Source organism: Nocardioides sp. NPDC054178 (assembly GCF_055585005.1).
This window is the reverse complement of record NZ_JBVJKY010000002.1, coordinates 152,515-167,471: the sequence shown is the minus strand read 5'-3', so window position 1 is coordinate 167,471 and position 14,957 is coordinate 152,515. Positions and strand designations below refer to the sequence as shown.

Genomic DNA, 14,957 nt, shown 5'->3' with positions numbered 1-14,957 from the left:
CATCGTGAGAGACCCCTGGACGCGGGGGAGTGGCAACTGTTTGATTTGGCAACAATTCAGACACGTCGCGGTCACACTCCCCCTGGAACAGGATCCCCCTCCCATGAGCCAGACCAAGTTCGTCGTCGCTGGTGCTCTCGCCCTCCTGGGCGTGATCGTCTTCAGCGGACGACTCTCCGACCCTGCCCCGCCGGCGACCGACGAGGCGAGCGCCGCGGCCGGCGGCACCCTCCGCATCGGCGTCGACAGCGCCGAGCCGGCGTACTACAAGGTCGACGGCGTGACCAGGGGCTTCGACTACCAGATGGCGCGCAGCGTCGCCGAAGGCATGGGTGCCGAGCCGGAGTTCGTCGAGATGGAGTACAACGAGCTCTTCCCGGCTCTCGAGGCGGGCAAGATCGACATGATTGGTGCCCAGGTCACCAAGACCGAGGAGGCGGAGCGGCGGTACGACTTCAGCACTCCGTACTTCGTGACGTACGTGTCCTTCCTCGCCCCGAAGGGCTCGACCATCAAGAGCCGCGACGACATCGACGGCAAGAACATCGCCGTGGTCGAGGGCACCGTCCAGGAGCGCTATCTCGAAGATCAGTACGAGGACGTCACCGTCATCAAGGCCGAGAACGCGGACGCGGCGGTCAGGTCGATGGGGCGCGGCGAGGCCGACGCGTTCTTCTACGGCGCCCCCTACGCCGAGTCGGTCATCGCGGACGCGCCGATCCCGCTGACCGAGCCGATCGTCTACCAGGCCGAGGACGCCCCCATCGGCTTCGTGGTCCGGGAGGGCGACGAGCGCAAGGAGCAGATCGACGGGGTCATCGAGGACATGGTCCTCGACGGCGAGTGGGTGAAGATCAAGACGGACTACTTCGAGGCGGTCCCGCTCTCTGAGATCTTCAGGGAGAAGGGTGCCTGAGATGCGGGTTACCGTGTTTGGGCCCGTTCGCCTCGACAAGCTTGTCGAAGGCGGACGATGCACGTGATCCGGGTCACGCACTGCGGTGAAGGTTCGGTCACGGATCGTGACAGTGATCGCCGAAAACCTGGACGCGAGACAGCCGACAGGTGTTTGATGCAACATCGTCCGGCCATCCGTGGCCAGCACGTCTCGGATTCTCGGCGCCGACGTGACGGGCATGCCCCACCATCCCGAAAACACAGGACTTCCGCATGAATCACATCAAGTTCGTCATCGCCGGCGCCCTGGCCCTCCTAGGGGTCCTGGTCATCGGCGGCTATTTCGCTGACCCGGCCCCGAAGGCGACCGATCAAGAGAGCGCCGCCGCCGGTGGCACGCTCCGGATCGGCGTCGACGGCACCGAGCCGGCGTACTACAAGGTCGACGGCGTGACCAAGGGCTTCGACTACGAGATGGCGCTCGGTGTCGCCGAGGGCCTGGGTGCCAAGCCGGAGTTCGTGGTCATGGACTTCAGCGACCTCTTCACCGCCCTCGAGGCCGGTGAGATCGACATGATCGGTGCCCAGGTCACCGAGACCGCGGAGCGGAAGCAGGACTTCGACTTCACCGCGCCCTACTTCGTCACCTATCTGTCGTTCCTCACCCCGGAGGGCTCGCCCATCAAGAACCGTGACGACATCAACGGCAAGAACATCGCGGTCGTCGAGGGCACCATCCACGAGCGCTACCTCCAGGAGCAGTACGACGGCGTCAACATCATCAAGGCCAAGGACGAGGACTCCGCGGTCAAGGCGATCCAGGACGGCAAGGCGGACGCGTTCTTCTACGACGCCCCCTACACAACGCCGATCATCGCTCGCTGGCAGGACAAGTTCCCGCTGAAGGAGGCGATCGTCTACCCGGCCGACGATGCTCCGATCGGGTTCGTCATGCAGAAGGGTGACAAGCGCAAGGAAGCGATCGACGGGGTCCTCGAGCAGATGATCCTCGACGGGGACTGGCTGAAGATCAAGAAGGAGTACTTCAAGGAGTACCCGCTCTCGGACGTCTTCAAGGACAAGGGCGTCTGAGCCTGACGCCGCTCGCCCCGCTTTGGGGCGCCTGAAGTCCAGTAGCCTACGATGCCCGCTGGCCTGGCTCACCCCAGGTCACAGCGTCTCGGCGCACCCCTCCCCCCACCCAGGACGTCGTATGAAATCCTTGAAGTTCATCCTTGCGGGCGCGGTCACCCTCCTGGTGATCCTGATCGTGGTCTCCAACACGGTCGAGACGACCGGCCCCTCCTCCGCCAGGCGCAGCAGCGCAGCCGATGACGGCCAGCTCAAGGTCGGTGTGCTGGACAGTGCCCCGGTCTACTACACCGAAGGTTCCGCCGCGAAGGGCTTCGACTACGAGGTGGCCCTCGGCGTCACCGAGTCGCTCGGCATCAAGCCGTCGTTCGTACCGATGGACTTCGCCGACCTGTTCACCGCGCTCGACGAGGGCGAGATCGACATGATCGCCTCCCAGGTGAGCGTGACCGAGGAGCGTGAGAAGGCGTACGACTTCTCGCACCCCTACTTCGTGACGTACCTGTCCTTCACGACCCCGAAGGACTCCAAGATCAAGAAGCTCAAGGACGTCAACGGCACCCGGGTCGCCATCGTGGACGGCACCGCGCAGGAGAGCATCCTCAAGGCGCGCTTCCCCAAGGCCGAGATCGTGAAGCGGAAGAACGAGGCGGCCGCGCTCGAGGCGGTCGCCGCGGGCAAGGCGGACTCGTTCTTCTACGACGCGCCGTTCACGGAGGGACTGATCAAGAACGCCCCGATCCCGATGGAGGAGCGGATCGTCTTCCCGTCCGACAAGGCCCCCATCGCCTTCGTCTTCCGCAAGGGCGACGGGCTCAGGGACCAGGCCGACGACGCCATCGACGAGATGATCGTCAACGGGGACTGGCTGCGGATCAAGACCGACTACTTCAAGGAATACCCGCTCTCGGAGCGCTTCCGGGAGCAGGGCGTCGAGTAGCACGACACGCCCGATAAGGTTCGGGTCATGAGCGAGCGCCAGCGAGCGACAGTGGGCCTCAGGCCGTCGCCTCCGTATTCTTTGCCCTTCGCAACGGAGGCGACGGCATGAGCGCCGGACTCTTCGCACTCCTTGATGACGTAGCCGCCATCGCCAAGCTGGCGGCTGCGTCCGTCGACGACGTCGGCGCCGCGGCCGGCAAGGCCTCGGCGAAGGCCGCCGGTGTCGTCATCGACGACACCGCGGTGACGCCGCAGTACGTCCACGGTATCGCCGCCGAGCGCGAGGTGCCGATCATCAAGAAGATCGCCTTCGGCTCGCTGCGCAACAAGCTGCTCATCATCCTGCCGGTGGCGCTGATCCTGGCGCAGTGGGCGCCGTGGGCGATCACGCCGATCCTGATGCTCGGTGGTGCGTTCCTCGCCTTTGAGGGCGTCGAGAAGGTCCTGGAATGGGTCCGCCCGCACGAGAAGGCCCACGAGACGCCGGTCGCCCTGGAGGGGCCCGAGGCCGAGAAGACCATGATCGCGGGTGCCGTACGCACCGACCTGATCCTCTCCACCGAGATCATGGTGATCGCGCTCAACGAGGTCATCGACCAGGGCTTCTGGTTGCGCCTGGGCGCCCTGGTGGCGGTCGCCTTCCTGATCACGCTCGTGGTCTACGGCGTGGTCGCGCTGATCGTGAAGATGGACGATGCGGGCCTCTCGCTCTCCCAGCGCCCCAGTGCCTTCGCCCAGCGGCTCGGCCTGGGCATGGTGGCGGCCATGCCGAAGGTGCTTGCCGTGATCTCGGTGGTCGGCACCATCGCGATGCTCTGGGTCGGTGGCCACCTGATCCTTGTCGGCGTCCACGACGTCAACGGTCTCGCCGCCGGTCACCCCGGTTGGGCGTGGCCGTACGACACCGTCCACCACCTCGAGGAGGAGGTCCACCACGCCCTCGGTGCCGTCGGCGCGGCCGCCGCCTGGCTGGTCAACACCTTCTTCTCGGCGGTCGTCGGGCTCATCGTCGGAGCGATCGTGGTCGGCGTACTCCACCTGCTGCCGTTCAAGAAGAACCACTGACGGTCGCCGGGGCCTACCCGGCCGCGGCTGCTCGTGCCTCCCCGGCCTCGATCTCGGCCATCAGGTCGATGACGTAGCGGGCGAAGTCGATCTGGATGGTGTGGCGCGGGGCGGCGTAGTACTGATCCAGGTGAGCCTCCTCGTCGGCCTTCAGGATGCGCTCCTGCTCCTCGACCGGTGGGAGCGCATAGCTCCCGGTGAGCAGGCGGGCCAGGAGCTTGGACTGCTGCTCGGCGAGGTTGACGATGGTGGGGGAGGACTGGGCGAGCCCCATGAAGTAGAGGTGGTCGGCGCCCGGCTTGATCATCCGCTTGAACAGCGGATAGCGGTGGTCGGCATCGGGATGCAGTGAGACCTCGGCCGGGTCGAAGAACGGGAACGACATGTCGTAGCCGGTCGCCGCGATCACCACGTCCGCCTCGACCGACGATCCGTCGACGAGGTGCACCGTCGATCCCTCGAACCGAGCGATCTCGGGAAGCACGTGGATGTCGCCCGAGCCGGCTTTGGTCAGGAAGTCGGCGCTGACCGACGGATGCGCGGACAGCGGCTCGTGGTCGGGCTCCGGGAGTCCGTACGTCGACATCGAGCCGACCAGCCCGCGGATCAGCTCGCGGGAGGCCACCAGCGCCTGTTCCTTGGGGATGTCGGGCGGAGCCATCACCTTGTCGGCAGGCTGCCCGTTGCGATACTTCGGCAGCACCCACACGCCCCGTCGCGCGGAGACGTACAGCTTCGACGCCATCCACGGCGAGGACAGCTCCGAGGCGATGTCCATCGCCGAGTTGCCCATCCCGACCACGATCACCCGCTTGCCGCGGATCTCGACGGGCTCGAACGGGGAGACGTAGGAGTGGCTGTGGATGATCTCGCCGGCGAACTCGCCCTCCCACGCAGGCAGTCGTGGTGACCAGTGGTGGCCGTTGGCGACCACCAGATCGGTGTAGGAGCGGGTCTCGCCGGTCGACAGTGTCACCTCCCAGGAGCCGTCCTCGCGCTGGGTGGCTCGTTCGACCCCGGTGTTGAACGTGATCTGCTCCCGCAGCCGGAAGTGGTCGGTGTAGTCGCGGAAGTACTGATGGATCAGGCTGTGGTGCGGGAAGTGCGGGAACGACTCCGGCGCGGGGAAGTCCTCGAACTCCAGCCGGCTGGTCGAGGTGTCGATGTGCAGCGACTCGTAGACCGAGGAGAGCCCGTTGGGGTTGCGGAAGTACCAGTTCCCGCCGACGTCGTCGGAGAGCTCGAACTGGTCGTAGGCCACCCCGAACTCCTTGAGCCGTTTGGCCGTCGTGATCCCCGAGCAGCCGGCGCCGATGATGCAGACCTTGACCTCGCTCATCGGGCCACCTCCAGGCCGGCCGACTCCACGCACTCGAAGGCGGTGCGCACGTAGGCGTCGGTGCGCTGCGAGGAGGTCATGTGCTGGGACATCCGGTTCATCGCGTACGCCACCGTGACCCGTCGTTCCAGGTCGTTGACCACGATCGCGCCGCCGTAGCCGGTCCACCAGCAGACCCGTCCCTCGGGCACCGCCGGCGCCGCGACCGGCTGCGGCAGGCCGTAGCCGATTCCCCATCGCATCGGCGTCAGGAGCACCTGGTCGACACCGTCGGCGTGTACCTCGAAGATCCGCTCGATGGTGGCCGGTGACAGCAGACGTACGCCGTCGACCTCCCCGCCGTGGGACACGGCGGACTGGATCCGGGTGATCGAGCGCGCGTTGCCGTGCCCGTTGATCCCCGCCAACGAGACCGTACGCATCGAGGCCGCGTTGAACTCGGCAGGATCCAGCTTCGGGTTGACCAGCGTCGGGATCATCAGGTTGCCCTCGGGCAGCGCGGCGACGTCGATCCCTCCGGGCGGGGGAGCCTCGAGGTCGGCGCAGCGGCCGAGCTCGCTCTCCGGGACGCCCAGGTGGAAGTCGGCCGCCAGCGGCCCCGCGACCAGCTCGGCGAACACCTCCGAGAGCGGCTTCCCGGTGGCGCCACGGACCAGGCCGTCGACCAGATGCCCGTAGGAGACCATGTGGTACCCCGACCCCGAGCCCGGCTCGAACCAGGGTTCCTGCCGGGCGAGCATCTCGTTGGCGAGCGGCAGGTCCAAGAGCGCCTCGGTGGAGAGCGGCTCGGTCCACCCGGACATGCCGGAGGTGTGCGAGAGCAGGTGGCGGACCAGAACCCGCTCGTCGGCGAACGAGGGCCAGTAGTCCGCGACCGGAGCGTCCAGGTCCAGGTGGCCACGGTCGGCGAGCACGAGCGCGGTCAGAGCAGCCATCGTCTTGGTCACCGACCAGACGCGGACGATGGTGTCCTCCTGCCACGCTTCGCCCGGCCGGGCCTCACCACCCCACAGATCAGCCACGAGCTCGCCGTCATGGACCACCGCGACGGAGGCACCGAGGTCGGCTCCGGAAGAGAGGTTGCGCGCGAGCCGGTCGCGCAGAGGCTCGTACGCAGGGGCGCAGACGCCCTGGACCGTGTGCTGGTCGGGTGTGGGTGCCGTCATGCTCGCCAATAATAGGAACTTGTTCTAGTTTTCGACAGGGTTACGGGCGAACTGTTGGTTGCGGATTACCGTTCCCGTCAACCAGCGCTTGTACCCTGGGAGCAACCTGCGTGGGAGATCCCGCTGATGCGCAGATGCGCGACGCAGGCCCGCATTAACTTCGGTAAGGAATAACCATGGACTACAAGGTTGCCGACCTGAGCCTGGCCGAGTTCGGCCGCAAGGAGCTCTCCCTCGCCGAGCACGAGATGCCGGGCCTGATGGCCATGCGCGAGCGCTATGGCAAGGACCAGCCGCTCAAGGGTGCCCGCATCGCCGGCTCGCTGCACATGACGATCCAGACCGGCGTCCTGATCGAGACGCTGACCGCGCTCGGCGCCGACGTGCGCTGGGCCACCTGCAACATCTTCTCCACCCAGGACCACGCCGCCGCGGCCGTCGTCGTCGGCACGGGCACCGCCGAGGACCCCCAGGGCACTCCGGTCTTCGCCTGGAAGGGCGAGACCCTGGCGGAATACTGGGACGAGGCCGAGAAGGTCTTCGACTTCACCGACGAGGCCGGCAACAAGGTCGGCCCGAACATGCTCCTCGACGACGGTGGTGACATCACCCTGCTCGTCCACAAGGGTGTCGAGTTCGAGAAGGCCGGCGCCGTGCCGGGCCAGGACTCCACCGACAACGAGGAGTTCAAGGAGGTCCTCCGGGTCCTCGACCGTTCGCTGAAGAACGACCCGCAGCGCTGGACCAACATCGCCAACGGCATCAAGGGCGTCACCGAGGAGACCACCACCGGTGTCCTGCGCCTCTACGACCGGTTCAAGGAGGGCTCGCTCCTCTTCCCGGCGATCAACGTCAACGACTCGGTCACCAAGTCGAAGTTCGACAACAAGTACGGCTGCCGCCACTCGCTCATCGACGGCATCAACCGCGCCACCGACGTGATGATCGGCGGCAAGGTCGCGGTCGTGTGCGGCTACGGCGACGTCGGCAAGGGCTCGGCGGAGTCGCTGCGCGGCCAGGGTGCTCGCGTCATCGTCACCGAGATCGACCCGATCTGCGCGCTGCAGGCCGCGATGGACGGCTACGAGGTCCGCCGCCTGGAGTCGGTCGTCGAGACCGCCGACATCTTCATCACCACGACCGGCAACTTCGACATCATCCGGGTCGAGCACTTCGAGAAGATGAAGAACCAGGCCATCGTCGGCAACATCGGCCACTTCGACAACGAGATCGACATGGCCGGCCTCGCCAAGATCCCGGGTGTCGTGAAGGACGAGATCAAGCCGCAGGTCCACCAGTGGATCTTCCCCGACGGCAAGAAGATCATCGTGCTCTCCGAGGGCCGCCTGCTCAACCTGGGCAACGCCACCGGTCACCCGAGCTTCGTGATGTCGAACTCCTTCACCAACCAGACGCTGGCGCAGATCGAGCTCTTCACCAAGACCGACGAGTACCCGACCGGCGTCTACGTCCTGCCCAAGGCGCTCGACGAGGAGGTCGCCCGCCTCCACCTCGACGCTCTCGGCGTCGAGCTGACCGAGCTCAACCAGGCTCAGGCCGACTACCTCGGCGTCCCGGTCGAGGGCCCGTACAAGTCGGACCACTACCGCTACTGATCACCGTCCGAACCCGCGCCGAGTCGGCGCGTCCTGACCGAAAACCCCGCCGAGTCGGCTCGTCATGACGAGCCGACTCGGCAGGGAATCGGGTCAGGACGCGCCGACTCGCGCATTGTGGGGTGGCTCATGTGACGCGCCGCACGCACTGGGTGACAGAATCGGACACATGGCCGATCGCAGTGCTTCCGACCAGCCCGCCAAGGGAAAGGTCCTCGTCGTCGATGATGATGCCTCGCTGAGCGAGATGCTGGCGATCGTGCTGAGACAAGAGGGGTTCGACTCACAGCTGGTCGCTCGTGGTGACATGGCCCTGCCGGCGTTCCACGACTACAAGCCCGACGTGGTGCTGCTCGACCTGATGCTTCCCGGGATGGACGGCATCGAGGTGTGCAAGCAGATCCGCAAGGAGTCGGGTGTGCCGATCGTCATGCTCACCGCAAAGGGTGACACGGTGGACGTGGTGGTCGGGCTCGAGTCCGGGGCCGACGACTACGTGGTCAAGCCGTTCAAGCCCAAGGAGCTGATCGCCCGGATCCGGGCGCGGGTCCGCAGACACGGCGACGCCGTGCCCGAGGTGCTGGAGATCGGCGACCTCACCATCGACGTGGCCGGTCACCAGGTCACCCGTGACGGTGAGCAGATCCAGCTCACGCCGCTGGAGTTCGACCTGCTGGAATGCCTGGCCCGCAAGCCGCACCAGGTCTTCTCCCGCGAGGTTCTGCTGGAGCAGGTGTGGGGCTACCGTCACGCCGCCGACACCCGGTTGGTCAACGTGCACGTCCAGCGGTTGCGCTCCAAGGTCGAGCACGACCCCGAGAACCCCGAGATCGTCGTCACCGTCCGCGGTGTCGGCTACAAGGCAGGGCCCGTGTGACACTCCAGCAGGTCGTCCGCACGACAGCCCGGACGCCCAAGAAGCTCCTGACCACCTGGCGCCGGTCGATCCAGACCCGCGTCGTGGTCTACACCGTCCTCCTCACCGCGGCCGCCGTCAGCCTGGTCGGACTGATCCTGCTCGAGCAGATCGGCGACGAGCTGGTTCAGGACCGCGTCGCCGCGGCGAAGGCGGAGGCCTCCGAGGAGCTCTCCGCGGCCCGCGCGAGCATCGCGGAGACCTCGGGCGCCAACGGGGGCACCCCGCTGCAGCGCAACGACCTGGGCGACCCGATCATCCAGCGCAGCCTCTCGCGGGGCTACGGCGTCGTCATGGCCGGACCCGTGACCTCGACCTCCGGCCGGATCAGCGACGACGGTGTGGAGTGGACGCCCGGTGTGGACGTCGGCAGCGTCCCGCGCACCCTCGAGGACCGCTTCCAGACGATCCGCGCCGAGCCGGCCTGGACCTACACCCGGATTTCCTACGACGACGGCGAGCGGTCCTCGACCCCCGGCATCGTGATCGGGTCGCAGCTGGAGCTGCACGACGACACCTACAACGTCTACTTCCTGTTCCCGATGGACCAGGAGCAGGAGACGCTCGGCGTCATCACCCGTGGGCTGCTGGCCGCGGGCGCGATCCTGATCCTGCTGATCGGCGTCGGCAGCTGGATCGTGACCCGCCACGTCGTCACGCCGATCCGGATCGCGCGCAGGACCGCCGAGCGGCTCGCCGCGGGCCGCCTGGAGGAGCGGATGGTCGTCCACGGCGAGGACGACCTCACCGGCCTGGCGCTCTCGTTCAACCAGATGGCGAGCGGGCTGCAGAACCAGATCCGGCAGCTCGAGCACCTCTCCCGCGTCCAGCGACGGTTCAGCTCCGACGTCTCCCACGAGCTGCGTACGCCGCTCACCACCGTCCGCATGGCCAGCGACGTCCTCTACGAGGCCCGGGACACCTTCGATCCCCCGACGGCCCGGGCGGCCGAGCTGCTGCAGACCGAGCTGGACCGGTTCGAGACGCTCTTGAGCGACCTTCTCGAGATCAGTCGCTTCGACGCCGGCGCGGCCGTGCTCGACCTCTACGACACGGACCTGACCGCGCTGGCCCACGCCGTCGTGGAGGCCTACACGCCGCTCGCCGACAAGCGCGACATCGAGCTGAAGGTCATCGCTCCGAGCCATCCCTGCACGGCCCAGGTCGACCATCGCCGGGTCGAGCGGATCGTACGCAACCTGGTGGCCAACGCCACCGACCATGCTCTGGTGGGCCAGACCGTCACGATCCGGATCGACAGCGACGAGCACGCGGCTGCCCTCACCGTGCGCGACCACGGCGTCGGGCTCGCGCCGGGGGAGACCGCCCTGGTCTTCAACCGGTTCTGGCGCGCCGACCCCGCCCGTGACCGGTCCAGCGGCGGCACCGGCCTGGGCCTGTCGATCTCCCTTGAGGACGCCCATCTCCACGGCGGCTGGCTGCAGGCCTGGGGCCGCCCGGACCAGGGTGCGCAGTTCCGGCTGACGCTGCCGCGCTATGCCGGCGCGGCGCTCAGGCACAGCCCGCTCCCGCTCGTCCCAGCAGATGCCCGTGACGCCGTGGAGGCATCGTGAGAACCTCCCTTGCTCTGATCCTGACCGCGCTCGCGCTCCTCGTCTCGGCCTGCTCGGGCGTGCCCGACTCCGGTCCTGTCCAGCGCGTCGACCTGGCCGCGCCGGAGGCGCGGGAGGAGGTCATCCCCTACAACCCCGGGGCCCCGCGTGCGGGGGCGTCCCCGGGCGAGATCGTCGACGGGTTCCTCGACGCGATGAAGGCCACCCCGATGAGCACGGCCTACGCCCGCCGCTACCTCACCAAGGACGCGGCGATGAACTGGGCGCCGGCCGGCCGCACCCTGGTCTACGGCGAGCTCGGCAGCCACGTCGGCTCCTCGCCGCGGGTGTCGGTGGAGCTCGAGGACGCCGGCTGGCTCGACGACCGGGGCGTGTGGCGTGGTGGGCTGGCCGCCTCGCAAGCGATCCTCGACTTCGAGCTCACCCGCGCCGAGGGCGAGTGGCGGATCAGCTCGGCCCCGAACGCCCTCGTGGTCGAGGAGGACTGGTTCCTGACCCACTTCGCCCGCAGCAACCTCTACTACGTCGAACCGACCGGGCACACCCTGGTCCCGGAGCCGATCTTCGCCCCCAAGGGCAGCTCCTACGCCACCACCCTCGTCTCCAGCCTGCTGAGCGGGCCGGGTGAGGAGGCGCAGGGCGTGATCCGCAGCGCGCTCCCGGCCGCCGCCGACGGCCCCCGCTCGGTGGACGTACGCGACGGGGTGGCCGAGGTCGACCTCGCCGGTGACCTGGGTGAGCACAGCTCCGAGGACCTCCAGCTCATGGGAGCCCAGCTCGCCTGGACGCTGCGGCAGGACGCCAGCGTGAAACGCATCCGGCTCACGATCGACGGCGAGCCGGTGGTGCTGCCGGGCTACGGGGAGACGTTCAGCGTCGACAGCGGCGGCGGCTACGACCCCAACGGCAACACCGCCAGGGTCGACCTCTACGCGCTCCGTGGCGGAGCGCTGGTGACCAGCACCGGCGAGAGCGGCGACCCGTGGGTGCCCGTGCTCGGCGGCTGGGCGAAGTCTCACGGCGTGACCGACGTCGCGGTCGACGCCGACGGCTCGACCGCCGCCGCGGTCACCGCCGACCGCACCGGTGTCATCGTCGGCGAGCTGACCAGCGACGGCGAGCTCGCCAGGGCGCCGGTGAAGGGCACGCGGCTGCTGAGGCCTTCCTGGGACCTCGCCGGCAGGCTGTGGCTGGTCGACAAGGACTCGACCGGCGCCCGGGTGATGTACGTCGACGGCGACCGTCGCGTCCGCGTCGCCATCCCCGGTGTGACGGGGGAGAACGTGACCCGGTTCCTGGTCTCTCGCGACGGCACCCGGTTCGTCGCGGTGATCAGCGGCGAGTCCTCCGACCGGATCGTGGTCAGCCGGCTGCGGGCCAGCTCGAAGGGCGAGATCACGACCGCGACGTCGGCCGTCCTGCTGCCGCACCCGGATGCCGCGACGATGCAGGTCACCGACGTCGGCTGGACCTCGCCGACCACCATCGTCGCGGTCCAGCAGATCGGCTCGACCGCGCTCTTCCAGTCGGTCTCGCTCGACGGCGCCCCCAGCGGGGAGCGCTACACCCTCAGCGACCGGGTCACCGGTGTCGTCGGCTCCCCGGTGGCCTCGGCCCGTCTCTACGCGATCTCGGGCTGGACCCTCCTGGACCCCCTCGACCGGTTCGACCTGGGCCTGCCCTCGGACCTCTCCGACGTCACCTACCAGGGCTGACTCTCCACAGCTTTGTCCACAGCCACGCCACCCGTGGTTGCCCGGTGGCGCACACCCTGGTCGACTCGGGTCCATGACTCTCCGCCTCGAGCTCGCCGACGCCTGGCACGACCTGGTCGTCGGCGGCCGCTGCGTCGGCTGCCGGCGGCCCGGCAGGCTGCTCTGCCACGACTGTCGTGCCGACCTCCCGGACTCGGCGCGGCCGTGCCCGCCGAGCCCGGCGCCGCCGGGCATCGTCCCGGTCTTCGCGGCCGGGCCCTATGACGGCACCCTGAAGCAGCTCGTCATCGGTCTCAAGGAAAACCAGCTCCTCGGCCTCCGCAGGCCGCTGGCCGGCCTGCTCGCGCTCTCCGTCCTCGAGGCGATGGCGACGACCGGCACCGGCCCGATCGTCCTCGTCCCGGTCCCGTCACGCCCGGCCTCCGTGCGCGAGCGCGGCCTCGACAGCACCGCGGCGATCACGCGCAGGGCGGCCGCGATGCTGAGGCGCCACGGGCTCGGCGTACGTCATCACCAGCTGCTCCGCACCAGACCCGGAGTCGCGGACCAGGCCGGTCTCGACTCGCGGCAGCGACAGGCCAATCTGGACGGCTCGATCACCTGCCCGGCGTCCGGCATCCGGACACTTGCCAAGAAGATCCCGCGGGCGACGCTCATCGTCTGCGACGACGTGATCACCACCGGCGCGACCGCGCGGGAGGCTCAACGAGCGCTGGAATCGGTCGGTCTCGGGGTGAGAGCGATTGCGACCGTAGCGGCCACCCAGCGTCGGTCTCGCGTTCAAATGTAGGAAACCATCATGTAATTCTGTTGAAGGCCTTTCGTGGGGAACATCGGCGAACTACCGTCACTACATGGAGTCCGCCTGGGTCCGTGGTTGCGTCGCAGAGAGGTCCGCGTTGCGGACATCCGAGCGGCAAGCCGATGCCAGTCGCAGGCGAAACGGTCCACGTAACCCTGTGTCCTCAGTTCTGGGGGCAAGGGGATCACGGTGCGGCTTAGAGATAAGTCCTGCCCTTGCCCTTCCGTCAGATACGGGAACCAGCAAGGAGAAGGTGGAGTGGCACCAAGCCGCTAAGCCTCTGCAGGCGATTGTGGGGTCGAAGACCAGGTCGGCCGGGCGGACTCCGTACCCCGGAGGTCACATGCGCTGACCATCCGGGAATCCGCCAACCCCGAAACACCGGGAGGTACCGATGGAAGTTGTCGTCACGGCTCGCAACGCCGAGGTCTCAGACCGCTATCGCGCTCACGTAGCAGAGAAGCTCGCGAAGCTCGAGAAGCACGACCACCGCATCATCAGGATCAACGTGGAGGTCGACAACGAGCCCAACCCGCGTCAGCACAAGGGCGCCGTCCACGTCGAGCTCACCGCATACTCGAAGGGTCCGGTCATCCGGGCCGAGGCGTGTGCCGAGGACAAGATGGGGGCGCTCGACCTGGCTGTCGACAAGATGGCTTCTCAGATGCGCCGCGCCGCCGACCGCCGCAGAGTCCACCGCGGCCGTCGCACGCCGGTATCGGTCGGGCAGGCACTGGCGGGCATCGAGCCCGACGGCCTGGCCACTACGTCCGAGTCCGAGACGTTCGAGGAGGACACGGTGCGCGAGCACCAGGTCGGGCCGATCACGGTGACGGGGGAGGGGCCCTTGGTGGTCCGGGAGAAGACGCACACCGCGGAGCCGATGACGCTCGACCAGGCCCTCTACGAGATGGAGCTGGTCGGACACGACTTCTACCTCTACATCGACAAGGACTCGATGAGGCCGGCGGTCGTCTACCGCCGCAGGGGATACGACTACGGGGTGATCGCGCTCAACCGCGCAGACCTCGTCTGACGGCCGTGACGGGCGATCGCCCGTAAGCACGTCGGCCGGGACTTTTCCATCCCTCAGATGGAGGAGTCCCGGCCATTCTCTTTGTCATCATGAGTTACGTGCCATGATGCATTCGTGTCATCTACATCTGGTGCCGATCGTGAGCCGGTCCGCGTCTTGGTTGTCGACGACCAGGAGCTTTTCCGAAGGGGCCTGGTCGCGCTGCTGGCGAGCGAACCCGGCATCGAGGTCATCGGTGAGGCGACCAACGGCATCGAGGGCACCGAGCGTGCCGCGGCTTCGGCTCCGGACGTCGTGCTGCTCGACGTACGCATGCCCAAGCAGACCGGCCTGGAGGCGTGCGTCGCCATCAAGGAGGCCGTGCCCTCGGCCAACATCATCATGCTGACCGTCTCCGACGAGGAGGCAGACCTCTACGACGCGGTCAAGGCCGGCGCGATGGGCTACCTCCTCAAGGACTCCTCGATCGACCAGGTCGCCCAGGCGATCCGGGTGGTCGCCGACGGCCAGTCCCTGATCAGCCCCTCCATGGCGGTCAAGCTGATGGAGGAGTTCAAGCAGATGTCCCGGCCGGACCGCTCCCCGGTCCCCGGCCCCAAGCTCACCGACCGCGAGCTCGAGGTCCTCGGCCTGGTCGCCAAGGGCCTCAACAACCGCGAGATCGCCAAGCGGCTGTTCATCTCGGAGAACACGGTCAAGAACCACGTACGCAACATCCTGGAGAAGCTCCAGGCCCACTCGCGCATGGAGGCGGTCATGTACGCCGTGCGCCAGAAGCTCCTCAACGTCGACTGAGC

Annotated in this window: 13 protein-coding genes; 11 read left to right on the top strand and 2 right to left on the bottom strand. The window is 67.8% G+C overall.

The genetic code is table 11. From position 1 onward, the window contains the following. The first annotated feature begins 103 nt into the window (after positions 1-103). The 4 genes from ACZ6WN_RS07385 to ACZ6WN_RS07370 all read left to right on the top strand — a co-directional run bounded on the left by ACZ6WN_RS07385 (position 104) and on the right by ACZ6WN_RS07370 (position 3,996). Positions 104-916, top strand: coding sequence for a substrate-binding periplasmic protein (locus tag ACZ6WN_RS07385; protein ID WP_465863719.1), 813 nt, complete (start codon positions 104-106; stop codon positions 914-916). A 254-nt stretch (positions 917-1,170) separates the two neighbouring features. Next, positions 1,171-1,989, top strand: a complete 819-nt coding sequence (locus ACZ6WN_RS07380; protein WP_465863718.1) for a substrate-binding periplasmic protein — start codon at positions 1,171-1,173, stop codon at positions 1,987-1,989. Between the two features lie 121 nt (positions 1,990-2,110). Further along, the gene (locus ACZ6WN_RS07375) at positions 2,111-2,929 is read left to right on the top strand and encodes a substrate-binding periplasmic protein (protein WP_465863717.1); all 819 of its coding nucleotides are present in this window, start codon (positions 2,111-2,113) and stop codon (positions 2,927-2,929) included. A gap of 107 nt (positions 2,930-3,036) precedes the next feature. Continuing rightward, positions 3,037-3,996, top strand: coding sequence for a DUF808 domain-containing protein (locus ACZ6WN_RS07370; RefSeq protein WP_465863716.1), 960 nt, complete (start codon positions 3,037-3,039; stop codon positions 3,994-3,996). Positions 3,997-4,009: 13 nt separating this feature from the next. On the opposite strand, the gene ACZ6WN_RS07365 is transcribed toward ACZ6WN_RS07370, so the two are convergent. Both ACZ6WN_RS07365 and ACZ6WN_RS07360 read right to left on the bottom strand, forming a co-directional pair. Beyond that, on the bottom strand, positions 4,010-5,335 hold the full coding sequence (locus ACZ6WN_RS07365) for a flavin-containing monooxygenase (protein ID WP_465863715.1): 1,326 nt from the start codon (positions 5,333-5,335) through the stop codon (positions 4,010-4,012). Further along, complete coding sequence (locus tag ACZ6WN_RS07360; protein ID WP_465863714.1) at positions 5,332-6,501, bottom strand: serine hydrolase domain-containing protein; 1,170 nt, start codon at positions 6,499-6,501, stop codon at positions 5,332-5,334. The genes ACZ6WN_RS07365 and ACZ6WN_RS07360 overlap by 4 nt, the downstream gene beginning before the upstream one ends. 176 nt (positions 6,502-6,677) lie before the next feature. Between ACZ6WN_RS07360 and ahcY the strand changes: the two genes are divergently transcribed. The 7 genes from ahcY (at position 6,678) to ACZ6WN_RS07325 (ending at position 14,955) form a co-directional block, all read left to right on the top strand. Then, positions 6,678-8,117 carry an adenosylhomocysteinase gene (gene ahcY / locus ACZ6WN_RS07355; RefSeq protein WP_465863713.1) on the top strand — a complete coding sequence of 480 codons (1,440 nt, stop codon included), beginning with the start codon at positions 6,678-6,680 and terminating at the stop codon, positions 8,115-8,117. A 169-nt stretch (positions 8,118-8,286) separates the two neighbouring features. Continuing rightward, complete coding sequence (gene mtrA / locus ACZ6WN_RS07350; protein WP_357334660.1) at positions 8,287-8,994, top strand: MtrAB system response regulator MtrA; 708 nt, start codon at positions 8,287-8,289, stop codon at positions 8,992-8,994. Further along, entirely contained in the window at positions 8,991-10,607 is a 1,617-nt protein-coding gene (gene mtrB, locus ACZ6WN_RS07345; protein WP_465863712.1) for an MtrAB system histidine kinase MtrB, read from the top strand. Before mtrA ends, mtrB begins: the two co-directional genes overlap by 4 nt. Continuing rightward, complete coding sequence (locus tag ACZ6WN_RS07340; RefSeq protein ID WP_465863711.1) at positions 10,604-12,322, top strand: LpqB family beta-propeller domain-containing protein; 1,719 nt, start codon at positions 10,604-10,606, stop codon at positions 12,320-12,322. The genes mtrB and ACZ6WN_RS07340 overlap by 4 nt, the downstream gene beginning before the upstream one ends. Before the next feature lie 73 nt (positions 12,323-12,395). Then, the gene (locus ACZ6WN_RS07335; protein ID WP_465863710.1) at positions 12,396-13,112 is read left to right on the top strand and encodes a ComF family protein; all 717 of its coding nucleotides are present in this window, start codon (positions 12,396-12,398) and stop codon (positions 13,110-13,112) included. A gap of 406 nt (positions 13,113-13,518) precedes the next feature. Beyond that, positions 13,519-14,160 carry a ribosome hibernation-promoting factor, HPF/YfiA family gene (gene hpf / locus ACZ6WN_RS07330; protein WP_350659377.1) on the top strand — a complete coding sequence of 214 codons (642 nt, stop codon included), beginning with the start codon at positions 13,519-13,521 and terminating at the stop codon, positions 14,158-14,160. A 114-nt stretch (positions 14,161-14,274) separates the two neighbouring features. Next, on the top strand, positions 14,275-14,955 hold the full coding sequence (locus ACZ6WN_RS07325; protein ID WP_045547972.1) for a response regulator: 681 nt from the start codon (positions 14,275-14,277) through the stop codon (positions 14,953-14,955). The last annotated feature ends 2 nt before the right edge of the window (positions 14,956-14,957 follow it).